The 24,119-nt window shown below is 33.6% G+C and carries 20 protein-coding genes; 12 read left to right on the top strand and 8 right to left on the bottom strand.

Going from position 1 to position 24,119, the window contains the following annotated elements; all coding sequences use genetic code 11:
- Nucleotides 1-65: 65 nt before the first annotated feature.
- The 8 genes from ACFSTE_RS19885 (at nucleotide 66) to ACFSTE_RS19850 (ending at nucleotide 10,359) form a co-directional block, all read left to right on the top strand.
- A complete protein-coding gene (locus ACFSTE_RS19885) occupies nucleotides 66-1,028 on the top strand; it encodes a FecR family protein (RefSeq protein WP_378255321.1) in 963 nt (320 codons plus the stop codon).
- Complete coding sequence (locus ACFSTE_RS19880; protein ID WP_378255319.1) at nucleotides 1,029-3,617, top strand: TonB-dependent receptor; 2,589 nt, start codon at nucleotides 1,029-1,031, stop codon at nucleotides 3,615-3,617. It begins immediately after the preceding gene.
- A gap of 16 nt (nucleotides 3,618-3,633) precedes the next feature.
- Entirely contained in the window at nucleotides 3,634-4,560 is a 927-nt protein-coding gene (locus tag ACFSTE_RS19875; RefSeq protein WP_378255317.1) for a DUF4249 domain-containing protein, read from the top strand.
- A gap of 115 nt (nucleotides 4,561-4,675) precedes the next feature.
- A complete protein-coding gene (locus ACFSTE_RS19870) occupies nucleotides 4,676-5,140 on the top strand; it encodes a hypothetical protein (RefSeq protein ID WP_378255315.1) in 465 nt (154 codons plus the stop codon).
- Between the two features lie 218 nt (nucleotides 5,141-5,358).
- The gene (locus ACFSTE_RS19865) at nucleotides 5,359-5,994 is read left to right on the top strand and encodes a hypothetical protein (RefSeq protein WP_378255313.1); all 636 of its coding nucleotides are present in this window, start codon (nucleotides 5,359-5,361) and stop codon (nucleotides 5,992-5,994) included.
- A 259-nt stretch (nucleotides 5,995-6,253) separates the two neighbouring features.
- Entirely contained in the window at nucleotides 6,254-8,131 is a 1,878-nt protein-coding gene (locus ACFSTE_RS19860; RefSeq protein WP_378255311.1) for a M61 family metallopeptidase, read from the top strand.
- Between the two features lie 272 nt (nucleotides 8,132-8,403).
- A complete protein-coding gene (locus ACFSTE_RS19855) occupies nucleotides 8,404-9,324 on the top strand; it encodes a DMT family transporter (RefSeq protein ID WP_378255309.1) in 921 nt (306 codons plus the stop codon).
- A gap of 327 nt (nucleotides 9,325-9,651) precedes the next feature.
- Nucleotides 9,652-10,359: a hypothetical protein gene (locus tag ACFSTE_RS19850; RefSeq protein WP_378255307.1), complete on the top strand. Its 708-nt coding sequence runs from the start codon at nucleotides 9,652-9,654 to the stop codon at nucleotides 10,357-10,359.
- A 62-nt stretch (nucleotides 10,360-10,421) separates the two neighbouring features.
- On the opposite strand, the gene hmpA is transcribed toward ACFSTE_RS19850, so the two are convergent.
- The 5 genes from hmpA to ACFSTE_RS19825 all read right to left on the bottom strand — a co-directional run bounded on the left by hmpA (nucleotide 10,422) and on the right by ACFSTE_RS19825 (nucleotide 16,768).
- Nucleotides 10,422-11,624, bottom strand: a complete 1,203-nt coding sequence (gene hmpA, locus ACFSTE_RS19845) for an NO-inducible flavohemoprotein (protein ID WP_378255305.1) — start codon at nucleotides 11,622-11,624, stop codon at nucleotides 10,422-10,424.
- Nucleotides 11,594-12,076: an HPP family protein gene (locus ACFSTE_RS19840; protein WP_176029931.1), complete on the bottom strand. Its 483-nt coding sequence runs from the start codon at nucleotides 12,074-12,076 to the stop codon at nucleotides 11,594-11,596. The genes hmpA and ACFSTE_RS19840 overlap by 31 nt, the downstream gene beginning before the upstream one ends.
- A gap of 143 nt (nucleotides 12,077-12,219) precedes the next feature.
- Nucleotides 12,220-12,975 (bottom strand): LytR/AlgR family response regulator transcription factor, encoded by a 756-nt coding sequence (locus tag ACFSTE_RS19835; RefSeq protein WP_176029932.1) that lies wholly within the window; start codon nucleotides 12,973-12,975, stop codon nucleotides 12,220-12,222.
- A gap of 1 nt (nucleotide 12,976) precedes the next feature.
- A complete protein-coding gene (locus ACFSTE_RS19830; protein WP_176029933.1) occupies nucleotides 12,977-16,021 on the bottom strand; it encodes a sensor histidine kinase in 3,045 nt (1,014 codons plus the stop codon).
- A 180-nt stretch (nucleotides 16,022-16,201) separates the two neighbouring features.
- Nucleotides 16,202-16,768 (bottom strand): hypothetical protein, encoded by a 567-nt coding sequence (locus ACFSTE_RS19825; RefSeq protein WP_176029934.1) that lies wholly within the window; start codon nucleotides 16,766-16,768, stop codon nucleotides 16,202-16,204.
- Between the two features lie 962 nt (nucleotides 16,769-17,730).
- Between ACFSTE_RS19825 and ACFSTE_RS19820 the strand changes: the two genes are divergently transcribed.
- The 4 genes from ACFSTE_RS19820 (at nucleotide 17,731) to ACFSTE_RS19805 (ending at nucleotide 21,632) form a co-directional block, all read left to right on the top strand.
- Nucleotides 17,731-18,420 (top strand): helix-turn-helix domain-containing protein, encoded by a 690-nt coding sequence (locus ACFSTE_RS19820; RefSeq protein ID WP_378298352.1) that lies wholly within the window; start codon nucleotides 17,731-17,733, stop codon nucleotides 18,418-18,420.
- 560 nt (nucleotides 18,421-18,980) lie between these two features.
- Entirely contained in the window at nucleotides 18,981-20,696 is a 1,716-nt protein-coding gene (locus ACFSTE_RS19815; protein WP_378255296.1) for a helix-turn-helix domain-containing protein, read from the top strand.
- Nucleotides 20,697-20,786: 90 nt separating this feature from the next.
- A complete protein-coding gene (locus tag ACFSTE_RS19810; RefSeq protein WP_176029937.1) occupies nucleotides 20,787-21,164 on the top strand; it encodes a PH domain-containing protein in 378 nt (125 codons plus the stop codon).
- A 36-nt stretch (nucleotides 21,165-21,200) separates the two neighbouring features.
- Nucleotides 21,201-21,632: a hypothetical protein gene (locus ACFSTE_RS19805; protein WP_378255294.1), complete on the top strand. Its 432-nt coding sequence runs from the start codon at nucleotides 21,201-21,203 to the stop codon at nucleotides 21,630-21,632.
- Nucleotides 21,633-21,697: 65 nt separating this feature from the next.
- Here ACFSTE_RS19805 and ACFSTE_RS19800 read toward each other — a convergent pair whose 3' ends face one another.
- From ACFSTE_RS19800 to ACFSTE_RS19790, 3 genes are read right to left on the bottom strand one after another with little or no spacing between them, the layout of a single operon-like run.
- Entirely contained in the window at nucleotides 21,698-22,114 is a 417-nt protein-coding gene (locus ACFSTE_RS19800) for a DUF3293 domain-containing protein (protein ID WP_378255292.1), read from the bottom strand.
- On the bottom strand, nucleotides 22,084-22,965 hold the full coding sequence (locus tag ACFSTE_RS19795) for a hypothetical protein (RefSeq protein WP_378255290.1): 882 nt from the start codon (nucleotides 22,963-22,965) through the stop codon (nucleotides 22,084-22,086). The genes ACFSTE_RS19800 and ACFSTE_RS19795 overlap by 31 nt, the downstream gene beginning before the upstream one ends.
- A gap of 49 nt (nucleotides 22,966-23,014) precedes the next feature.
- Nucleotides 23,015-24,064: an NAD-binding protein gene (locus ACFSTE_RS19790; protein WP_176029941.1), complete on the bottom strand. Its 1,050-nt coding sequence runs from the start codon at nucleotides 24,062-24,064 to the stop codon at nucleotides 23,015-23,017.
- Between the last annotated feature and the right edge of the window lie 55 nt (nucleotides 24,065-24,119).

The raw sequence follows: 24,119 nt of genomic DNA, 5'->3' as shown, positions 1-24,119 counted from the left end.
CTCGGAATAGGGGGGTGGTCAATTTTTATCGACATATTAGTGTAGCCATCTAAGAACACCAGAATATGGATAATTTTTATGAAATATTATCAAAGCACTTTTTAAAAGAAACAACAGCTGCAGAAGAAGCACAAGTAAGTTTGTTTATAGAGCAAAATAAAACTGAATATCTAATGCTTAAGCGGCTATGGGACTTAGAAGGGGCAGAGGTTAATATAATTGATTTTGATACAGAAACAGCATTGGATAAGATCGAAAAAGCTGTTCAGGCTAGAAAAAAAGAAACGCCCAAAGTCATTCCATTATATACATATCTAAGAAGAATAGCTGCGATATTAGTAGTGTTATTTATGGTTACTGCTGCCGGCTATTATTTGTATTCGGATATGACTGAGGAGAACATTGTTATAGCAGAAAATACGAATTCCTCAAAAGGAAAAGAAGTTATACTGGCTGATGGAACAAAGGTATGGTTAAATAAAAATGCAACACTACAATATCCGAATCGCTTTTCTTCTAATATAAGAAATGTGGAGCTAAAAGGAGAAGCGTTCTTTGATGTAGCAGAAAATAAAGAGAAACCTTTCGTAATTACAATGAATGATTCAGAGGTAACAGTACTGGGAACTTCATTCAATATTAAAAACGATAGTACAGAAACAAAAGTGACAGTAGCAACGGGAAAAGTTGGGGTAAAAGCATCTCATATAAATGCTTCTGTTGTGGTGACTCCCGGATATACTGCATTCCTGAATGCTCATGAACTAGTAGCATATGAAAACAGAGACAAAAATTTTATGTCTTGGAAGACAGGAATATTCGAGTTTAATAATACACCGCTTACCGAAGTAATAACATATCTTAATCAATATTACGAAAAACAAATTAGTGTAGTTGATGAAACATCAATAGATTGTAATTTATCAACCAAGTTTAGTAAAATAGCCCTTTCAGAAGTTATCGAAATTTTAAGAATTACATGTGGAATTCAGATAATAGAAGAAAAAGAGAGTTATAAAATAGAATAAATGCGACAACTTATTTGGATTTTATTCACTTTCTGTATTGCAAAAACAATACAAGCGCAAGAGAGTGGTATTTCAATAGTATTAGAGAATATAACAATAAAAGAAGCATTAGAAAGATTAGAAAAGAATACCAAAAAAGGTTCATTTGCTTTCAATAATAATCTGAAATCGCTTCAAAATAAAATAGATAAAACATATGTAAATAAAAGTCTAGATTACATATTAAAAGAGATATTATCCCCGGCGTTTCTTTCCTATAAATATATAGGAGAAACGGTCGTGATTCTTGAAGTAGAACCTCCAAAAAAATATACTATTTCAGGGTATATTAAAGATAAAGATAGTCAGGAGTTATTACCAGGAGTTGCGATCTACGCAACCTCTTTACAGAAAGGGGTAATAACCAATGGATATGGTTTTTATTCATTGACATTACCAGAGGGGACACATGAAATTACATATTCGTTTTTAGGGTTTAAAACAATCTCCAGAGACATTGTTTTGACATCAAACATACAAGAAGATTTTTTTATGGAAGAAGATATTACATATCTCAATGAAGTAGTGGTAGTCTCTGATAAAAAAGAAAAGGAAAAAGAAAGCAGATCTTCTCAGATGAGTGAAATAGGGTTACCGATAAAACAAGCACAAGATGTTCCCATGTTATTAGGAGAAAAAGATATGCTCAAGGTATTTCAGTTAATGCCGGGAGTACATGCAGGAGCAGAAGGGAATACCGGGCTGTACGTAAGAGGAGGAGGACCAGATCAGAATCTGATTATATTGGATGATGCTACCGTGTATAATGTAAATCACGTTTTGGGGCTGTTTTCAGTATTTAGTGGAGATGCATTAAAAAGTGCAAAATTATACAAAGGTGCCTTTCCAGCCAGATATGGAGGTCGTTTATCATCTGTTATTGATATGAGAATGATAGAAGGGAATAAAAAAGAATATCACGGAAAAATAGGAATAGGATTAATCTCTTCGAATGTTACCATAGAAGGACCAATTAAGAAAAATAAAAGTTCCTTTTTGTTTTCAGGAAGGAGAAGTTATATCGATTTAATTGTAAGACCTCTTGTTAAAAAAGAAGGTGAACGTCCGACACTTAGTTTTTTTGATATGAACATGAAAGTCAATTTTGAACTGGGTAAAAAAGATAAGTTGTATGCCAGTGGGTATTTTGGACGGGATAGTTTTGGTTCAGAAGAAAAAGATAAAGTTTTTGGAGATGATTTTTCAGAAATGTCATGGGGAAATGCAACTACAACCCTTCGATGGAACCACCAATTCAATGCCAAAAGTTTTGCCAATACCTCTTTAATCTATAGTGATTATTCTTTCTATATTAAAACAGAGAGAAGTTTGGAAAAAAATACTGTCGCAACCATGTATGAATCGAATATAAGGGATTTGGGGATTAAGTATGACATGGATATAATACCCTCTCTGGAACATCATATTCGAACAGGAGTACATTTTACAAATCACGAATTTAATCCAGGGGTATTATCAGTAGACCATTCGAGCAATGCTTCGACTTTTCTGGGAAGAAAATATATCAATAATGAGTTGGCAGTTTATGTAGAAGATGACTGGAAAATAACCCAACGATTGAAGGCTAATATCGGAGCGCGGATCAGTAGCTTTAAAAGCGGGAGTAAAATTTATATTAAACCAGAACCACGGATATCATTCGGTTATAGAATACAAAAAAACCTGGCAATAAAAGCCTCTTATTCATCAATGAATCAATATGTGCATTTATTAACCAGTTCCGGAGCTTTATTACCCACAGATTTATGGGTGCCATCTACCGAAAAAATCCGACCCCAATCTTCAAAACAACTAGCAATAGGAGCAATAAAAGATTTTAAAAATAATATATCACTTTCAATAGAATCGTATTATAAAAAATCAGACAATGTAATAGGTTATAAGGAAGGAGCTGGTTTTTTGGGAACAAATTCATCAAGTGTAGAACAATTCGATTTTAATGAAGTAGTAACATCGGGAAAAGCATGGGCATACGGAACAGAGTTTTTTTTACAAAAGAAATTTGGAAAGTTTTCTGGGTGGATTGGGTATGCATTATCCTGGTCAGAACGACAATTTGATGACGTTAATTTTGGGAAAAAGTTTTTAGCAAAATACGATAGAAGACATGATGCATCTGTCGTATTGAGTTATAAACCGAGCAAGAAAATAACATTAGGAGCGAATTGGATATATGGATCAGGAAATAACTATAGCTTGGCTAATGGAGGTATTAAAACTGTTTTTAATACTCCGATTAATGATTTGTACAGACCCAATGGAGACGATGTTATCGGTAATCTAGGGGTTTTTAGTCAAAAAAATGATTTTAGAGGAGAGAGTACACATCGATTGGATCTAGGGATTCAGTTTCACAAACAGAAGAAAGGAAGAAAAAGAACTTGGGAGATTAGTATATATAATGCGTATGCCAGATATAACCCTTTTGGGTATCGAATAAAGAAAAATTACGATTCTAATTTGTATGAATTACAGCGTATATCTCTATTGGGGATTATTCCTTCTTTTTCATACAAATTAGAATTTTAAAAAAAAACATAAGATCATGAAGAATATACAGTTATTTTATGGGGTACTATGCATAGCGCTAATATGCAGTTCATCCTGTGAAAAAGAAGTAGATTTATCAGATAGATTAGACATATATGGAGAAAAAATAGTAGTGTTTGGTTTTATATCACCTCAAGAAGATACTATAAAGATAAATGTGTCAAAATCATTTAATAGAGCTGATCAGTTAGGATTGGAAGACACCTTACTGGATGATTTATTGGTTAAAGATGCCAAAGTAACCATTGAGGGAAATGGACTGAGAAAAGAGTTATCATATAACCCGGTTCGTAAGAAATATATGTTGCCAGGTACTGAGTTTCCTATAAAAGAAGGGCAGATGTATACCCTGGAAGTTATAGTAGATGGTTTCCAAAAAGTGACAGCAGAGACGACCATCCCTTCTATGAATACTACAATTTTGGAACCTAAGTTTTTTTCTGGGGGAACATATCAGACAGAAAATGTGTTTTTTCAGATCGGGGATATACCAGATCAAGAGAACTATTATATTGTGTTTGCTACAGATACTTACGAAACTTCGGATGGACCTTCAGATGGTACAGAGAGGGCGATATCTTTTGGGATTAATAGTGATATGCTTGATAATTTTTATTCAGAGATATCTGATGAAATTTATCCGTCGCCTAAATTTCTAACCGATAAAAGATCTCCTGATGGAATTATCGATTTCTATGGAAAGGCCTTGTTTACTAGAAATGAAGGACAGAAGATGAGAATTAAAACATATCTATACACCGTCGATAAACTGTATTATGATTTCCATAAATTGTTGTCAGAATACAATCCTAATCACCCATTCTATGAACCCTCCAATTTTAGAAGTAATGTTACTAATGGAATTGGCGTGTTTAGCGGATATCAATTATTCGAACAATCCAATGTTGTAGTCGTCCAATAATCAATCATTTTTTATAACCAACCAGTATAATATATTCTGGTTTTTACACGGTGGTTTGCTTACAAAATGTAGGTAGACAGCCCTTGTATTATTAATTTTTAACGATTTTAAAACTATGAAAAAGAGTATTTTCATTTTTGTAATGACCACTCTATGTATACTCACTTCCTGTGAAAAAGAAGATGCGCCGATTAAAAGTTCATTACTATCACCACCTAAGTTGGTATTGCCCATCAATAATGCAAAGCGCGTTTTTTTAGAAGGTTTAAAATTAAAATGGACTCCATCGGTTTCTAAAGAAAAAGAAGCGGTTACATATAGGGTAACAATAGTGTATACCTCATTAACTTCTCTGGAAGAAAAATTTGATGTAGGGGAAGAAACCTCATTTGTTTTTTCTCAAAAATTAGCGAGAAGAATTCAACAATTAAATGATTTAAGTATTCTCACAGCTGGAAATCAAGTAGAAGTACTAAATCCAGTAAGAGTTTTCTGGAGTGTAGAAGCTATTGATAGTAAAGGACATGTGAGTGTGTCTGATACCTATAGTTTTACTTTTCTCGAAACAAATAAAAATTAAAATGAATAACCTGAGAACTTCACACCTTTCAAAGTGCACTTAAGTAAGAGCTTGATTGGAGAAAAAGATATCATAGAGAACTTATTAGAAGTAAAGGTTTCTTTTATCGAAAAACACAGCTGTCGAGGTGTAATTTGGATTTTTTAGAGTAGTGAAACTTACTCTATGTGTAGAGTACTCAATCTATAAATACCCTAATAATTAATAAATAAATAGTTATGAAAACAATTAAAGTAATTACATTTTTAGTAGTGGCAATCAGTAGTTATGCTACTTATGCCCAGGAGAGTAAAAAACATGAAGTGAAAATTGGTTTAGGACTACCTTCATCAAGTTTAATTTTTAAAAACAGTATCAAGAGTGCAGATTTGGGAAAAGATTTTCGTATAAGCCAGGGATTTAATAAGCTAGAAAGTGATTTTAAATCCGGAACAGGAACATTATATCTGGCATACAATCATTCCGTATCGGAAAGGTTTCAATTAGGTCTTTTTGTATCATATGAACAAATTAAAGATGATATTGTTGAGAGACAATTAGTTTCTGACCGAAAAAACCTTTTGGGAAAAAGAGAGCAGGAGCATGGAACAATAGCTATTGAAGCTAATTATAAATACCTGAATAAAGATTGGTTCAAGTTGTATTCAGGTTTAGGACTTGGTTTCACAAATGTCAAAGAAGATTTTAGATCATCAGCGAATAGTAGTGCTGTTTCTTATAAAAAGAATGAAAACCTGATTAACTTTCATGTTACTGCATTGGGAGTGCGATTCGGAAAGCGTCTGGGCGTATCATTAGAAGCAGGATATGGATATAAAGGAATTGGAAATGTGGGAATTTCATATCAATTCTAAAAAAAGAATATAAAAGCATTTAAAAACTCTCTCAGACATAGTTTATCTGGGGGAGTTTTTTATTAATTTGAAATTTTTTAAACTAAAAAAACATGATTAGCTGCGAATTAAAAATAAAAATGTCATTTTAATTTGAGAATATGTAACATTGCCCCATAATAAGCGTCTACTTTTACAATACAATTTATTTTTCTAGGATAGACTGAGAAAGAAGGTTATTATTGTAAAAGTAATTGTATGAAAACAAAAAACTTTATAGATGAAAAATACACTAGCCACAATTTCGATAGGAATGTTACTTGTTGGATGTGGAGCGACTAAACAAATTACAGATGGTGCAACAACTACACCAATAGCTACCTCTATAGACTTGACAAAAGTAGTAGAGGATAAAGTTCCGGTAACCGTAAACCCTGGTAGGTTTACACAGGACACCGTAACATACTTATTGCCACGTGTCGTACAGGGAACATATGCTGTAAGTGATTTTGGGAGATTTGTAGACGATTTTAAAGCATTGGATTATGACGGGAATGAGTTATCTGTAGAAAAAAAGGATGCGAATTCCTGGAAGATTGTCAATGCCAAAGAATTAGATAAAATTACCTATAAGGTTAATGATACGTATGATATAGAAAATAAAGAAGAAGAAATTCCTTTTTCTCCATCAGGAACAAACATAGAACCAGATAACTTCGTACTAAACCTTCACGGATTTATTGGGTATTTTGATGTGTTAAAAAATGCACAGTATTCATTAGATGTATCAGCAGCTAGTTCTATGAAGAGAACTTCTGCATTACAAAAAGTAAGTTCTGTACAAAACGAAGCAAAAACAGTTACTATTGATAAGTATGCAGCAAACCGTTATTTCGATATAACCGATAATCCGATGTTTTATGGAAATCTGGATGTAGAAGAATTTCAGGTAGGAGATATCAAAATTGTATTGAGTGTGTATTCTCCTAATAAAGTACATACTGCAGCAGGGATAAAAGAGACTGTATACAAGATGATGCAGGCGCAGAAGACATATTTAGGAGATATTAATAGTACTCCGAGATACGATATCTATTTATACTTGGCTCCAGCAACAGAAACAGCACCAACAGGATTTGGAGCCTTAGAACACCATACCTCTACAGTAGTAGTATTACCAGAACAAATGCCTGCGGATGCTTTAGCACAATCAATGATTGATGTAGTCTCTCATGAATTCTTTCATATTGTAACTCCTCTAAGTGTACATTCAGAAGATGTTCATTATTTTGATTATGACCAACCGACTTTTTCTAAACATCTTTGGATGTATGAAGGAGTAACTGAATATTTTGCAAGTATTTTTCAGGTAGATCAGGATTTAGTGTCAGAAAAAGAATTCTATAAAAAGATTACTGAAAAAATTGAAACTTCAAAAACGATGGATGATTCCATGAGTTTTACGGTGATGAGTGAAAATATTCTGGAAGACCCTTATGCTCCGAACTATTATAATGTATATCAAAAAGGAGCACTGATAGGAATGTGTATTGATATCCTTATGCGAGAAGAAAGTAATGGTACCAGAGGAATATTATCATTAATGAAAGAGTTATCATTGAAATATGGAAAAAACAAACCTTTTGAAGATGATAAAATTATTGATGAAATTACAGAAATGACATATCCTTCTGTTGGAGAATTTCTAAAAACTCATGTAGTAGGAACAACCCCTATTGATTATCAAAAATTCTTTGATAAAGTAGGATTGGGAAAGAAAGAAGAAAAAGTCGAAACCAATTATATTATGAATAACGGGGCATTAATTCTGGCAGGTAATCAGGAGAAACGAACCATTTACTTTAATGAATTGGTTAAAAATAATAGCTTCTGGGCTGATAATGGAGTCTTACCTAATGATGAGATCGTTTCATTGAATGGGAAAGAAGTAACCATTATGAATGCGCAAGATGTATTAGGAGCAACAATGCAGTGGAAGGAAGGAGACCCGGTTACTCTAAAACTAAATAGAGCAGGTAAAGAAGTAGTGATAGATACCAAAGTTGCCAAGTCTTATACCGTTGGTAAAATATTAGGTACTTTAGAAAACGCGACAGAACAACAACAATCTCTTAGAAAATCTTGGTTAAAAGGATAAAACCTTTCAGGAAAATAAAATAAAAAGCAGCAGTGTTAATTCGATAATTAACACTGCTGCTTTTTTATAGGGATAAATCTATAAGGTTGTCCATATAAAGTATTTTACTGGATAATAAGGTTTAAATGCCTTGAGGATTACTCTGAATATGTATGCCATGTGTATTAGCAAAGAGGAGGTGTGTGCTAATGTTTTGAATTTATATTTCGTTTTTTTACAATTTTCATAACACAATAATATTTTTTTTTGCGGGCCATTAAAAAATATTAGTTATGAAATTTAGAAAATTAATCCCAATTTTTTTAGGGATATTATCAGCATTGTTCTTTGCAGTCACTTTTGTTTTGAATCGTTTTATGTCTGTATCTGGCGGTCACTGGATATGGAGTGCTTCTTTTCGTTTTTTCTGGATGTTGCCATTATTACTAATTGTAGTAGGAAGCCAACAAAAAATAAAACCATTGATAAGAGAGATCTTAAAAAAACCAAGTAAATGGATGATCTGGAGTACTATTGGTTTTGGGGTATTCTATCTACCACTTACTTTTGCAGCTTCATATGCTCCTTCCTGGTTAATTGCTTGTACCTGGCAGATAACCATTGTTGCAGGACTTATATTAGATACCTTATCCAAAGGGACCTTTTATCATAAAAATAAACAGAAAAAAGGATATCTTTTTTCAGGGATCATATTGAAAGGTGTTTTCTTAACTCAAATTGGGCAACTAGAACAAATATCAGGATCCCTTTTGCTTATAAGTGTACTACCGGTGATTCTAGCTGCTTTTGCTTACCCGTTAGGGAATAGAAAAATGATGGAATTAACGAATGGGAAATTGAGTGGATTGCAACGTACTTTAGGAATGACCATAGCAAGTATGCCATTTTGGTTTGTGATAACCATTGTTGGAATTTTCACGGCACCTCAACCCACCATAGTAGAAGTATCTCAAACTTTTATTGTTGCTATAGCATCGGGAGTAATAGCAACTACCTTATTTTTTATGGCTACAGATAAGGTTAGAACAAATAAAAATAGGTTAGCAGCGGTAGAAGCAACTCAAGCAACAGAAGTTGTATTCGCATTTATAGGAGAGGTAATTCTCTTACAAATACACATGCCCGATGAATATGCAATTATTGGTATGCTACTGATTTGTATAGGAATGGTTTTGCATAGTATTATGTCTTAAGAATATCATAGTTCTTATTCCCAAAGAAATCCTATCTAAATGCTTTAAAAAACAAATAATGAAAATTTATCATCTTCATTATTCTAAAAATCTACTGAAACTATTGCAATTAGGGGAAAAATCCCCCCTTTGAGCTATTGTTTTCTGAAGAAAAGCCTCTTACTTTTACAGAAGTACAATACATATAATATCCATATAGCACTATAAGAAGTACATATGGTTTTTATACTTAATCACATACCTGTTTATTTATAAAAATATGAAATGTACTAGCTTACTTTATCCCCACCATATTACATCTTAAAACTAAAAGAAAAAATCTTGACTATGAACACGCAAGTTATTGGAGAAAAAGGGCAATTATTTTTATTAGAAAACATCAAAAAGAGGTATAACCTTCAACAAACGTTAAGATTAGGTAGGGAAAAAATCATAGATATTGCGCTACAATTAATCAAACAAGACAGAACGATTCGACCAGCTATGACAATTGCTGATTTTGACTTTGTGAGAGTTATGACTAATCAAAGAAAAATAATCGTTTCCTTTGAAAGAAATGTACGATTCGTTCCTATGTATGCTAAGTTTTTTTATGACATACAAGTAGAATTGCCTTCAGGAAAAGTACAATTAAGTGGGTATCGTAATAATTTTTATGGTAATAAAGGGAATTTTTATGAAGCAAGTGGTACCGGATTTTCCTCTAAAACACAACTATATCTTGAATCTGTTGATCATAGAAATATTATTAATAAAGCCATGAAGGTAATTTATGGAGAGCAGGTAGCTATTAATACATATGCCTGGAATATAAAAATGACCATTTTTGAAGAACTAGATCATTATGCTATAGAAGAAAAGCCAGAAAACCCCAATAGCGCATATAAGGGGTCATTTTATAAACTAAGAAAAGATACAGGAGAGATTATAGGTACGCCAACTATAGAAGAGAGTCTGACTTCTGCACCTAGAATTCCTGGAATATCCAGAGAACCTAATCGATTAGAGAGTCTCGGTTTTGTGGAGGTATGGTGATACTTCCGGTATAGGAGAGAAAATTAGATAGCACCTCTTTTTTAGAGGTGCTATTTTTAGTATTAAACCAATTCCAGTTCTTCTGCGGGACCAAAAAACTCATAATGAATTTGAGATGTGGGAATCTCCAATTCATCTAATAGGTGTAATGCATTAGCCATAAAAGGAGCAGGACCACAGCAGTAGAAGTCGCTTTCTGCAGTAATACCAATCGTTTTGAGAATTTCCTTGCTTAGAAACCCTTCAAAATCGTGAGTTTCGCCTAATGTGTCAGTTGTCAGAGGAGCACTATATATATGAACAGATGAAACATCAGGATGTGCTAGGGTTGCTATTTCTTGTTTAAAAGCATGAGTGCCGCTATGTAATACACATTGAATAAAAATCACCCTTCTATGTGGATTTTTAACCAAAGCTTTGTACATACTTAATAGAGGAGTGATCCCGACACCTCCTGCTAATAAGACAACAGGAGCATTAGAATCTCTTACTACAAACTCTCCTGATGGCATACCTACAGATAAGGTATCACCAGTTTCTATATTATTATGTAAATAATTAGAAACAATCCCATCAGGGTCTCCTTTCTCCTTTTTGACACTGATGCGTAAATAGTCTTTTTGCGGAGCATCTGATAAACTATAATTACGGGTGTGTTTATGAGAGGTACCGGGAATTTCCAGTGTAATACCTACATATTGTCCGGGAATAAAGCTAGGAACAGGAGTACCGTCAATTCGCTTTAGGTAAAAAGAGGTAATGACATTACTTTCTGCTACTTTTTTAAAAACGATGAATTCTTTTTGCCCTCTGAATCCATGAAGGGATTTTTCCTTTTCATTATAGAGTTGTTCCTCTCTATTTATAAAAATAGCTGCCAGATCCCCATAAGCTTCTTCCCAAGCATTCATGATTTCAGGAGTTGCAGCATCGCCTAATACTTCTTTTATTGCTACCAGTAGGTTTTCTCCTACGATAGGATACATCTCCGGACGTATTGATAAGCTGCTATGTTTTTGAGCAATGGACTCTACAGCTCCTTTTAATAGATCTAATTGGTCAATATGACGTGCATACTGAAAAATGGCATTTGCTAAGACCTTTGGTTGCGTTCCCTGTTTTTGATGACTCATATTAAAAATATTTTTGAGCTCAGGATGCTGGTTAAAGAGTCTTTTATAGAAGACTTTTGTAATGGTCTCTCCATGTACTTCCAGTACTGGAGCGGTGGCTTTTACGATTTCGATTGTTTTTGTACTTGCCATGAGGTTTTATTTATGAGGTTTTTAAGTTTAGAAAATAATAGTAGTACACAGATTCCTGTACAAACAGGAGATAAGACAAATAAAAACCCGAGTTCTTGTAGCTGCTGATTTGCCATAATCGGGATTAAAGATATTGCTCCTCCGGGAGGATAGATAATTTGACTTGCCTGCATTATTGCAATGCAGATGCTTATAGAGAGAATACTGCCTACAGTAGCGGGAATTTCCAGATAGGTAATGCTAACACCTACAATAGCTCCGATAACTGCACCAAAAAAGGCGTCTTTGGTACCATAGGAAGTGGTTTGACTTCCAAAAGATAACACGGCAGAAGCTCCAAATGCCGCAAGAATGGCATCTTCCTTTATTGTAGCAAAAAAGATAGCATGAACCAGATATATACAGGAGAAGCAACTAGCTACCAGTATAAATGATAAAAGTATTTCAGGCATTCTTTTCACTTGTACATTTTTTTGAGAAGGCAAAAATAATACCTCGTATAGAGAGGTGTTTATGATTAGAATCATAAACGCAAAAGAGAAAAAAAGCGTATGAATATGTTAGAGCTGGTTATTGAGTTAGTAAACTAAAGAAATTAGCGGTGCATTTGATCCAGAATTTCTATGATTTCTGTTTTTTTTCTAACGGATACAGGGATGTTTTCTCCGTTTTTTAATAAAAGGTACCCTCCGTCAGTTTTTATAAAAGCACTGATTTGTTGTAAATTGATTAAATGACTTTGATGTACCCGAATAAACTGATATGACTTAAGCATATCAGCAAAATATTTTAATGTTTTGGTTACAAATATTTTCTGACCGTCCAGGAGATAAAAAATAGTATTATTACTATCAGATTCACAGCGAATGATATCATCCAGGCTGACAATAATAATTTTATCTAGTGTATGAAGAGAAATTTTATTCGGTTTTTCTTCTGGAGCAGATAAGGTGTTTTTTAAAATATCCAATCGCTCTTTAGTAGGGTGTATTTGAGCTTTTGCCCTGCTAATCGCCAGGCTTAGTTCTTCACTGGAATAGGGTTTTAATACATAATCAATAGCCGCAAATTTGAATGCGCGAATGGCAAACTCATCACTGGCTGTAACAAAGATAATTTTAGACTTTAGATGTGGGAAAATTTCGAGAATATCAAAACCGGTTCCATCACCCAGCATAATATCCAGAAAGAGAATATCCGGTTCTTTGACCCGTAGGAGTTTTGCTGCTTCTACGACGCTTTGAGCTGTTCCTAAGATACTTATGTCAGTGTGGTGGCTTGTTATTTCTTTTTCTAAAAGCTGAAGCGCATCAGGCATATCTTCAACAAGTATAGCAGTTAGTAGGCTCATATTAATATTCAGTTTCTAGGGGAATTTTAAATTGTATTTGTGTACCTTTTACGGTTTGATCATCATCAATGATCTCACTAATTTTCAGCGCATCTTTTCCTGAAATAGAAACTAATCTTTCTTCCGTTACAGTAAGTGCCATTGATTGATGATCTGTACTGGTTTTTGATTTTTGAGATTGAAAAATACCAACCCCATTATCAAGTACACTGCAATATAAGAAATCTTCACTGGTATGAAATGATATTTTTAGGTGTCCAGGGTAGATTGCTTTAAGAATTCCATGCCGAATGGCATTTTCTACAAAAGGTTGAATTAACATAGGGGGAATTAGAATCTCTTCTGGATCATGTTCTGTATCTGTATTAATTTCATAAGTAAACAGCTTGCTGGACATCAGCTGTTCAATTTCGATATAGTGTTTTATAGTTTTTATTTCCTGATCCAGGGAGATATAATCTTTTCTCGAATTATATAGAGTTTCTCTTAGTAATACAGCAAATGTATTTATTGTTGTATTCATACGTTCAGGATCCCGGGTTCCCATAGCCTTAATACCATTCAGTACATTAAAGATAAAATGAGGATTCATTTGTAATCGCAATGCTTTCTGCTCTAATGATAAAAGGTGATTCTTAAGTTCTAATCTTTCCCGTTCAATTTTTCCGGCACGTTTTACTCGTCTGATATAGGAAGCAGTTATAACGAGTAATAAAAAGATACTAAGCCCTACCATGGACCATTGAAACCATACTTTTTCATAGATGGGACTATCTATAAAAAAATGAAATGATATCGGATTACTTTCCTGCCATCGGTAGTTTCTGGATTGTGCTGTGAAAGTATGAGGACCATATGCTAACCCTGCCAGATTTTGCTTACTATCGGTTGACCAATCACTCCATTCCGAATTGTTGAGTTTAAACCGGTATTCGATATCCTGTGGGTGATCGATATCTACTGTTATATAATCAAAGGATAGTTCAGTTTGTTCTGGGGTAAGTTGTAGTACTTTTTCTTCTTGTACCCATTGGTTGAGGTTGATGGAATCAATACTTTTATAGGATACTTCTATATTTTCAAAATAAATAGAGGGAGCATGGCTTCGTTTTTCAATAGTTGAAGGCTTGTATTTGGTTAATCCGTATATGGCTCCAAACCACAAGTTCCCATCGTCGTCTTTAGTAGCTGCATTAAGGCAGGTTTCAATCCCCAGAAAACCATCGTTTCTTCCATAATGAAACACATCGAGAATCGCCCCCTTTTTATCCAGACTAATTTTATCGACACCACTTTCACTTCCAGCCCATAAATACCCTTCATTATCGAAGATAATTTGATAAATATTGTTAGAATACAGTTTTTTGACGCCTTTTAATTGTGTGAAGTATGGTTTGTCGGTCATTTTTGCAGCCCAAATACCTTTTCCAGCGGTTCCGATATAAATAATTCCTTTGTGAAATAAAATAGAACGGATAGAAGTTTTTTGCTTGATGATACTATCGAAATGAAAGACGTTATTGTTTAGGATGTATCCTAAATGACCGTTTTGGGTACTGTACCAAACCCTTCCCAGCGAATCTGTCTTCATATCATTAATAAGCAAGTCTTTAATCCCCTGTTTTTTTCTAAAAACTGTAAGTTCTTGTATCTTTTTTTGATCAGGGTCAAATTGAAATTTGAAAATACCTGAAGAATAAGAAGCTGCCCAGATCGTATTTTTATGCGCATTGAGTACTTTAATCCAATCAGAAGGGAGTTTTTTATAGGTCGCTTTATCAATGACATAATCCGTACTCACTTTTTTTCGTATTGTGTCAATACTGGGTAATGTAGCGATACTACTATCAATTACAATACTGTCTCTATATGAAAAACGCCTATAGAGAATTCCTTTTCCTTCGGTACCAGCCCATAGGCTTCCTTTAGAATCATGTGTAATTGTTTTGATACGGACATCTGATAATGATGGATGTTGTTCGAAGTGTGTAACACCACTGGAATCAATTTGAACCAGTCCGGCTTCAGAGTTAGAAGCCCATATGTTATTTTTGATATGATGAACCGCATATACCCGGTTGCCTTTTAAGCCATTGTTTTTATTATAATGAATAAAATTATTCGTAAAATATTTATAAAAACCGCCTCCTACAGTTGCAATCCATATATTGTCATGTGTATCGGTAAATGTCTTTTTTATATGAGAAACAGCAAGCCCTTTTCTTCGGTTTATTTTTTCTTTTATATGGTAGTTATGTAAGTCTAAAATAATAATACCCGCATTATCAGTAGCCATCCATAGTTCATTTTCTTTTTGAAATGACAATTGGTTAATTCTGATATTTCGGTGCCTGATCCAGATGTTTTCATAACTTTTTCCACGAGTATTAATTCGTAAAATTCCCGTGTTGGCTACGGCAGCATAGAGAATATGCTGATGCATTCGGGCTGTAGTAAAATGATAGGGACTATGAAGGTCAATAATACTAGCATTTTGTTGTAGAGAATTGAGCTTCCACAATCCTTTATCTGTTGCAATCCAATATAGTTTTCCATCGTATACAATATCTTTAATACTACTGGTATTGATTTTGGGATGGAGGGGAACCTTTTGGATTCCATTTGATTTGTTATACGTATATAATCCGATCGTACTACTGAGATATAGCGTATTTTTTATCGTGAATATTTTGTTGATTCTGGGACCTTCTACATGATAAAAACTTGATTTAGTCTTTAAAGATAATCCTCGCTTTGTACCAATAAAAAGCGTATCAGCCTGATATAATAAAGCATTGATATAATTAGATGGTAATCCCTGGTTCTCATTCCATACTTTTATTTCATCTCCATCAAAACGACAAAGACCACCTCCTTGTGTTCCAATCCACAAATACCCTTTATCATCCTGTATGATATCAAATACTTCTGATTGCGGTAACCCATCTTCAGAAGAATAGGCTCTTAGTTGACTATTTTGAGCTGTTGATAGTAGCGGAAGAAAGAAGAATAAAAGTTGCACATATCGATATAGAAATGATTGCATAAGAAGAACCGAAGTGTTTTTTATGATATTTATCTCGTTCTGTGAGTATCACAAATATAAATAAACCAATTTATTGTATCATAGAAAAAGCCGACTATTCCTCACGTAATAGAATAGCCGGCGAATAGACAAAAGGATTCCCCTTCTTTTGTATACTTGTTGTTGAGTTTGTGTTAATAGTTAGTTGCTTGTTATAGCTGTAGACTGAGAAGGGGCGTAATTCATGTTATTCCATGTGAAACTTTCTTTTGTGGTCACAAATCCTTTATTGTGCGAATCTGTATAGGTAGTTTTAGTTTTTAAGATATTATTTTTAATACCGTGTTGCTGATTTGGAAATGTATATTGAAAATCAGCATTAGAATTTGTACAATACACATTGGTTAGATTAGGAAGTTTGATTACTTTGTTCTCATCTGTAAGCATATAATATAATGCATCTACATGAGCACAACACCCCAGGTATTCAACTTCTATTTTTATAACTTCAGTGATACCCTCTAATCCAGGAGTTTTATTGACAGATAAGAAGATACCCTCAAACAATTCTGTGTCTTCTATAGTAAAAGAAACCAGCGATTTATCGTTATCACTATTCTGATATAAATCAATCACATACGATGGATATTCTTTACCTGTTTTTTTGATCGTTTTCGTGTAAATGTAGTCAGTAGAAGCTGTGAACTCTTGACCACTAATTGTGTGTAAACTCAAAATCAAGATAAATATAAAAGCTATTTTTTTCATCTGTTTGGATTTTAATGATTACTGAATAACATCGTTTTTTTGTTATATGGAAACGGATTGCATAAGGCAAATCCGTTTCTCATATTTTGAAAATATTCCGATGATTTGTGATGTAAATGTACAGTCAAAACACATGAGAAATGTAGGTAAACTAGAATTCGTCGATACCTAACTAGAATTCGTTTTTGATAGTGTATTGCATTGTAGTTACGTGCTTAATATTACAGCATAACAAGCAATTTCTAAAGGACTGGCTCTTCTGGTATAGAGAAAAGGGCTATACCGTATTGAAACAGATAATGTTATGGGATCTCTGTTGTAGTCAACCTGTGATAGAATGCCATTATGGTTATAAAATATTAGAAAAAGCATCAGTTTGTTGTTTGTTAAAAAAAAACATTAAAATGAAATTTTAAACATGAATAGTAGTAACTTCGATTTCTCTAAAAACAATTTATCAACGAGAGATATCGAATTTGTATATGAAATTACTACTGGATTTCATTTTAGTAATGGGACTATTGGTAAATAGTATGATTCTGTTTATACTTTTTAAAAATGAACATAAAGAATATCACAGGAGAATATTATTTGCTATCTTTTTTTTGGTATTGTTAGTATTGATATGTTTCTACGGATTTCTACATAAAATACCATTTCTGTTTTATAGCACTTTTGTTTTTGAAGATGTATCAAATGTTTGTTTTGGTCCTTTATTATTACTCTATGTAAAGTCCATTTTTTTACCAACAGATTCATTGATAAAGAAGAATCTGATACATTTTATTATTCCTTTCTTTTATCTCATATTTATCAGTATACCATTTCTTGTTTCTACATGGTGTCAGTTGTTTATTTTTTCCTATCTCGAATATGTTGAAGATCTATCTTCATTATCAATTATTTATTCTTTGATATATTGTTTTGTATCGTTGAATGTCTTGAAAAAAGTTCGTCATATCATGGAGCATTATTATTCTAATACCAGTGGAATAGATTTGATATGGATAAAAAAACTATTATATGGAGGTATTATCGTTATCAGCCTGGATATTTTTACGACCATCATGGAGTTGTTGATAGATGAAAAAGAACTACCGTTTAATTCATTTTATGTTATAGCAATAGGAGTTAGTGTATTTGTTGGATATGTGGGGTATTATGGGATTATGCAATCAAAGGTACTATTACCTGAATTTTTACTAAAAGACACATTCGATATAGAAAAAAAGTCTTCTGGCGGTACTGCTGTAAAAGAACAAAAGAAAGGGGAAGAAATAGATGCTTCAGAAGTGAAAGAACAGATTGGGTTATTAAAAAGAATAATGAGAGAAGACAAACCTTTTCTAGACCCCAATATATCGTTGAAATCATTAGCGTCCTTAGTTTCGATAACAGATAAAAAACTATCAGCATTATTAAATCAATATATGAACATATCGTTTTATGATTATATAAATGGATATCGGGTAGAGGAGGTAAAGAAAAAAATAAATGATAGAACTTTTGATCATCTTACCTTATTGGCAATAGCATATGACAGTGGATTTAATTCAAAAACAAGCTTCAATAGAATTTTTAAAAAAATAGAAGGAATCTCTCCATCCGAATACAAAAAACTTCATTCAGATAGCAATACAAAACAGCTATAAATAAACTACCTGGGGTATTCGTTAGAAACAAATTTTCAATTTTATGGCAAGTGTCTAAGGATGTTATACTCTTTGGCGGTGCCAATAAAGATAAAAATAAGTTAGTCACAAATGTGTCAGGTATAAGGGTATAATGTACTATTTCTTTGCAGGATATAAGGCTGTATTATTCCGTATGGATAAAAATGTATACATGAGAAATCTATCAGATACGTTTCGATACGATTCAGAAAAAAAATAGAAAAAATTCCCTTATTAGATAGTAAAACAGAGTTTTAAAAAAGGTATCAAGTCTTCTATTGGGGCGAATAAAAGGTTGAACCATTGTTTATTTGTTGTAAAAGTAGATGCTGTTGATATTTGGAGACTTCCCGATGATCAAAAGAGATAATTTTTTGAGAATAGGCTTTAAAAAGACCCATAAAAATAAGAGAAAGCCTGTAACAATTTTCTGATTGAAGACATTAGTATATAGAGCAGCTAACGAATCATTTATAAAGTAAGTGACACGTAAAAAAACATTATAAAATTATTTGTACACAGAAATTAATAACCCCTCCATGAGCAAATTGTATTTTATTCCTTTTTTGATACTTTTTTCTGTACACGGACAACAATACTCCCAGGAGTACTCCTATTGGCGTCAAAAAACAGATGAATTTTACAGAATACATAATGACAGTACAATGCATTATGCCAAAAAGATGCAAGAAACTGCAACTTCATCCTGTCAATATGTCGATGGAGTAATGTTCGAAGCGAATGCTATCTATTTTTCGAGAGATTGTGAAGCGTCAAAACAGCTATGCAAAAATATTTTGGGAAAACTGGATAAAATACAAGATGAAAAATGCTATTTGCGATTAAAATCCCATGTTCTAGGCAGGCTGATGTATATAGAAAAGTGCTTAGGGAATTACACAAAAGCACTGGAATATATAGAGATGAATAAGAAGTTGTTAAAAGCGACTAAAGAACCCCCCTCGAAAAGATCAGCAATCTCCGTATTGTATCAATCAGCATTGATATATAAAGAATTAGGGAGGTATCAAGAAGCAATAACAACTTTACATAATATTTTGCTTGATGATGCCACAAGTTTATTAAGCAATCTTTCAATCCCATCTATTTATATGGCTTTGGGAGATTTATATATAAAAAACTATGAAGTTTCTCAGCAACAGACAGATCTTGATTCGGCAGAGATATATTATGAAAAACACTTTGAACAAGCTAAAGACCTCAAAGGGCAAGAAGCTTATACCAAACAATTGAATTTTATTAATAAAGGCGTTATTGCACAACATAAAGGAAATACGAAAGAAGCACTATCATATTTTAAAAGGGCAAAAAAAATCCCCTTGATAGAGATCAGACATTTTACGGACCAAAAAATAGATTTTCTAATAGCAGAAACATTCGATAAATTAAAAAAACCAGATTCTGTTATCTATTACGGCAATCAATTCCTGAAAAAAAATGAAAAATACGCAAGGAATGATCAGTTAAAGTTGGAATGTTATACATTATTAGCCAATGCACACCATCAGCTACAGGAGCTACAAAAAGCCTATAATTTTTCAGCCCTGGCCTTAATCGAAAATAGTAAACTAGACACCTTAAAAAGTAAAGGCTTGGATAAACTTAATTTTTTAGCCTTGAAACAGATACAGGAAGAAAATGAGTTGTTATTGTTGGAGCAAAAGAAATCATTTTGGTTTCAACATAAGATCATTGTTGCTGTAGGATTAATACTTTTATTAATAGTTATTGGGCGCTTTTGTTGTACCGAAATTTCAAAAAAGAAAAAGAAGAAAGAGAAAGAGCTTTTAGCAGGAAAAACCAGGATAAAAGAGACAGAAGTAGTTAATCTAAAGGAGGGAGTATCCCCACCACAAACCATGCAGTTGAACATTAAAAAGGAGATTGTAGAAAAGGTTATAGAAGGGCTTACAAAACTAGAAAAGGAAAAAGCCTTTTTACGAGATGATTTTAACCTTAATTATATAGCCAAAGAGCTAGGAAGTAATACTTCATATGTCTCGAAAATAATAAATCACCATACAGAAAAAACAGTAAAAGAGTATATTAATAATTTACGTATTCAATATATAATGAAAGCATTGCGGGAAGAACCTCGATTAAGGAAACACTCGTTAGATGCAATAGCAAAAGATGTAGGATACTCTAATGCTTCTTCTTTTTCTAAAATATTTAAAAAGAATGTAGGAGTATGTCCTTCTCACTATATCAGAGAGTTAAAAGAAGTCGTATAACCCTTACTTATTGATCGACTCCACGATAATTCCTATTGGTTGAAATCATACGTTTTCTTTTACTATTTTAGTAGCTAAACAATCAAAAAAATGGGAATACTAAATAAATTGTTAGGGAATGCCAGCGAAGTCTCTATTGATAAACTTCAGGAAAAATATGGACAACTCCTTATTGAAAAGGAAGAAATAGAATTAGGATTTATGCTGCTGAGAGATGTGTTTATGTTTACGAATAAGCGTTTAATCTTAATAGATGTACAAGGGCTTACAGGTAGCAAAGTAGAATATAAGTTCTTACCCTATAAAAACATTTCCAGATTTTCTCTCGAGACAGCAGGGACATTTGATTTGGACGCGGAACTAAAAATCTGGATATCGAGTGAGAATACCCCCACAGTGAGCAAAAAATTTAATAAGAGTATTGATATTTATGAAGTGCAAAGATATCTGGCTACAAAAGTCATGTAAGTAGACTTAGTTAGTAGCTGTTAATTCCATGGAATTATGAGAATACAAGGTTGTATAAAGCTTGCTGGTATTTATTGTCTTCTATGGATAACAACTAGCTCTTGTCGGTCTGATATTAGCAGTGAAAAACATCAGGCTTGGGAAGTTTTTACAAAAAAAATAGAAACAGGAGATGTAGCATATTTGTTAGCACATTCACTAGATACGATTGATTGTGTAGACTGTAATCAGAGAGCAGACCAACAACGATTGCCTGCCTGGCTAGTATATAAGAACTACAGAGACCGATTATACAATAAGAATGAGTTAAATAACAGATCATATACGGTTTATGAGGACGATTCCATTGTACGAATCAGTTATGAGTTTCAAGAGAATATTTTTAGGCTAGAAGGATGGAATCGAATTTATATGTTTAGAAAAAAAAACGATACATACTGGTTTGAAGGAATGATTACTATTCCATAACATAATCACAATACTTTATAAGCTCAAGAAGTGTTTGCTAAAACACTTCTTGAGTTATTAGGGGGTTACGTCACGAGAACACATAATCGGGGAGGGGTGAGAGTATTACCATAAACGATGGCATTTTGTTCAAAAAGCTTCCCGATTTGTTTTGCCTTATCAATAGTTAGGTTATAGATAAAAAGACTTTTTTCAGCTTCCCAGTTAGCATCAGCAGGAACCCCCAGAGCATTAATACTACAAAGCTTATTTTGAACCAAATAAGTTTTGAGCATCTGTTGCCGGTTTTCGTTTTCTACATTGGAACACAGCATAGAATAAGGGTTGTATGCAGTTATAATTGCCCAGGAAAGTACTTTTTTTTCCTCGCACCATTTTTTAAACCTCCCATTTTTATGCCCTATTTTTAGAGAAATAGGAAGGCTACCCTGACTGATCTGATAGGTTGTCTCTAAATAGGCGTTGTATAAGCTTGCTTCCATGCATCATGTTTTAGACTAAGACAAGGATCCCAAAAATCACATAAAGAGGTTTTAAATTCTGTATTCTCTTTGGTAATTTGTATTCCGCTGACATATTCAGGTAATAAAGCCATTTTTTGTTCGGCAAAAGGGCGTTTATTAGGAGCAAGCCACTTAGGGTCTTCTTTAGAACGTAAATTACCTTTCGTATCTCTCATATGAGGACCAAAATTAACCCAGCAATTTTGACCTCTGGTTTCTGTAGTAAGGGCAGCAGCTGCCAGAGGAGAAAACATTTTGAGATGTTCGAACCAAGCGTAGTCCTCTCCAATAGGACCAAATCCATAACCTTCCATGGCATGCCCGAAAATATCATGAACAATTCTAAAAATATCGTTGATCACCAATTCGTAATCATCGATATAGATACCTGTTTTTTGTAGCATAATACTACTTTCAGGAAGGGTATCTTCTCCAAAACCAGAAGAAGTAGTAAAGAAGTACAGATGATGTTGATGTATGTCTTTTAACATTTCAAAACTATCAGCATATGGTTCTCCTTCTCCTGTATATGGCTCGAAAACAATATTCTCTTTGGATTTCAGAAAGGAGAATTGAGACACGACCTCTTCCGCTAATTGAGTATATGCTGCCTGTACCATTGGATCAAAAGGGCTGTGTACAGCATTTTCGAATAGATCGGCAATTAATACGCCTGCTTTCTGACACATCTTATCCCGGTATCGATGATGTTTGTGCTTGATTTGATACTTATTTTTATACTCTGTTGCTATTTTTAATAGCATAGGACATTTCCCTTTATTGACAGCAATTAAATCGCAGTCTTTGACAAGTTTACGTAAGGTTTTCATAAGAGTAAGCTGATTTGTTTGTTTAAGAGATAGTTATTTTGAAAAAAAGTTAAGAAGGAATTGATTCCTTAAAGAGTGTTTTCCATTCTTCTACAACTTCATCTGCTATAAAAGCAGGAAAAGGATGGAGCCCATTTTTTAAGTTGGCAAATAATAAGAGGTCGACCCCTGAATTATGAGCATAAAAAACAGGATCTAGATACCGCATCAGTGTTGGTTTTTCTATAAAAAAATTGATTGGCATTTTATTGCACAGCACATCTTCTGTAGCAAAAGCGGTCCCGAATTCATCCTCACCTCCCATATTGGCCAGATATTTAGAAGCGAAGAATGTAGAGTCATAAGTATCTGAAATTACATTTCTAACTCCGGTAGCTGTGACAATTGCATCCATTTTATCTGCTGCCGCTTGTACTTGAGTGGTTTCCCGGGCAATTAATCCATTGAACCCTGCTTGTTGGGCTTGTGCTACCTTAAGCGGGTCATTTTCTACGATTGTTATATGAGGAGTTTCTTTTTTTAGATAATGAGCAATGCCTTTCCCTACTTTTCCATACCCGAATATCATGAAATGCTTATTATGTATTTCTTCTGTAGCAAGTTGTTTAAAAGCTCGTATAAATGCTTCCCCTGTTCCTAGTACTCCTTCTAACATCTTGATAGCACTTTGATCCACAGAGATAACAGGGTATGTGGTAGTTGCTTTATATTTATTGGTTCCGGTACCTGTAATCTCTACGGTACCTATGGCTGGTTGTTTATGAGTTAGTAACTCTGCTGCGCAGTCTAAATGAATGTCGAAAGAATCATTAGGAGTAAGAGCGTCTTTCCATATGCCTCCCGCATCAATAAATGAAGCTACCAGAGTCGGATCTACTTCCATAAATGAGGGGGAAATTACCGTAACATCTGCTCCGCCAGCATATAAAACCTCCAGTTTGACAATGGTTTCTTTAGTAAAGGGGATATTGTGAAGAATACGGATTCCCTGATAGGGTTTTGACGATTGTACTCGTTTTAATTGTCGTTTTAGAAAAGGGAGTTCCGAATCTGGATACTCTTTCTTTATCGAATCAATAAATTGAAACAGGGTTTTCATAGCATGTGGTTTTAAGTTGTTTTTACAGCAACTTAATCACAATTTTTATGATTTG

The sequence above is a fragment of the Aquimarina hainanensis genome (assembly GCF_042684685.1).
Taxonomy (GTDB): Bacteria; Bacteroidota; Bacteroidia; order Flavobacteriales; family Flavobacteriaceae; genus Aquimarina; species Aquimarina hainanensis.
The sequence above is the reverse complement of the archived record's forward strand: the minus strand, read 5'-3'. Positions and strand labels throughout refer to the sequence as shown.

Bases quoted from the DNA above. Each gene is read 5' to 3' on its own strand.
- ACFSTE_RS19885 (WP_378255321.1), top strand. From the start codon at position 66: ATGGATAATTTTTATGAAATATTATCAAAGCACTTTTTAAAAGAAACA.
- ACFSTE_RS19880 (WP_378255319.1), top strand. From the start codon at position 1,029: ATGCGACAACTTATTTGGATTTTATTCACTTTCTGTATTGCAAAAACA.
- ACFSTE_RS19875 (WP_378255317.1), top strand. From the start codon at position 3,634: ATGAAGAATATACAGTTATTTTATGGGGTACTATGCATAGCGCTAATA.
- ACFSTE_RS19870 (WP_378255315.1), top strand. From the start codon at position 4,676: ATGAAAAAGAGTATTTTCATTTTTGTAATGACCACTCTATGTATACTC.
- ACFSTE_RS19865 (WP_378255313.1), top strand. From the start codon at position 5,359: ATGAAAACAATTAAAGTAATTACATTTTTAGTAGTGGCAATCAGTAGT.
- ACFSTE_RS19860 (WP_378255311.1), top strand. From the start codon at position 6,254: ATGAAAAATACACTAGCCACAATTTCGATAGGAATGTTACTTGTTGGA.
- ACFSTE_RS19855 (WP_378255309.1), top strand. From the start codon at position 8,404: ATGAAATTTAGAAAATTAATCCCAATTTTTTTAGGGATATTATCAGCA.
- ACFSTE_RS19850 (WP_378255307.1), top strand. From the start codon at position 9,652: ATGAACACGCAAGTTATTGGAGAAAAAGGGCAATTATTTTTATTAGAA.
- hmpA (WP_378255305.1), bottom strand. From the start codon at position 11,624: ATGGCAAGTACAAAAACAATCGAAATCGTAAAAGCCACCGCTCCAGTA.
- ACFSTE_RS19840 (WP_176029931.1), bottom strand. From the start codon at position 12,076: ATGCCTGAAATACTTTTATCATTTATACTGGTAGCTAGTTGCTTCTCC.
- ACFSTE_RS19835 (WP_176029932.1), bottom strand. From the start codon at position 12,975: ATGAGCCTACTAACTGCTATACTTGTTGAAGATATGCCTGATGCGCTT.
- ACFSTE_RS19830 (WP_176029933.1), bottom strand. From the start codon at position 16,021: ATGCAATCATTTCTATATCGATATGTGCAACTTTTATTCTTCTTTCTT.
- ACFSTE_RS19825 (WP_176029934.1), bottom strand. From the start codon at position 16,768: ATGAAAAAAATAGCTTTTATATTTATCTTGATTTTGAGTTTACACACA.
- ACFSTE_RS19820 (WP_378298352.1), top strand. From the start codon at position 17,731: ATGGAGCATTATTATTCTAATACCAGTGGAATAGATTTGATATGGATA.
- ACFSTE_RS19815 (WP_378255296.1), top strand. From the start codon at position 18,981: ATGAGCAAATTGTATTTTATTCCTTTTTTGATACTTTTTTCTGTACAC.
- ACFSTE_RS19810 (WP_176029937.1), top strand. From the start codon at position 20,787: ATGGGAATACTAAATAAATTGTTAGGGAATGCCAGCGAAGTCTCTATT.
- ACFSTE_RS19805 (WP_378255294.1), top strand. From the start codon at position 21,201: ATGAGAATACAAGGTTGTATAAAGCTTGCTGGTATTTATTGTCTTCTA.
- ACFSTE_RS19800 (WP_378255292.1), bottom strand. From the start codon at position 22,114: ATGGAAGCAAGCTTATACAACGCCTATTTAGAGACAACCTATCAGATC.
- ACFSTE_RS19795 (WP_378255290.1), bottom strand. From the start codon at position 22,965: ATGAAAACCTTACGTAAACTTGTCAAAGACTGCGATTTAATTGCTGTC.
- ACFSTE_RS19790 (WP_176029941.1), bottom strand. From the start codon at position 24,064: ATGAAAACCCTGTTTCAATTTATTGATTCGATAAAGAAAGAGTATCCA.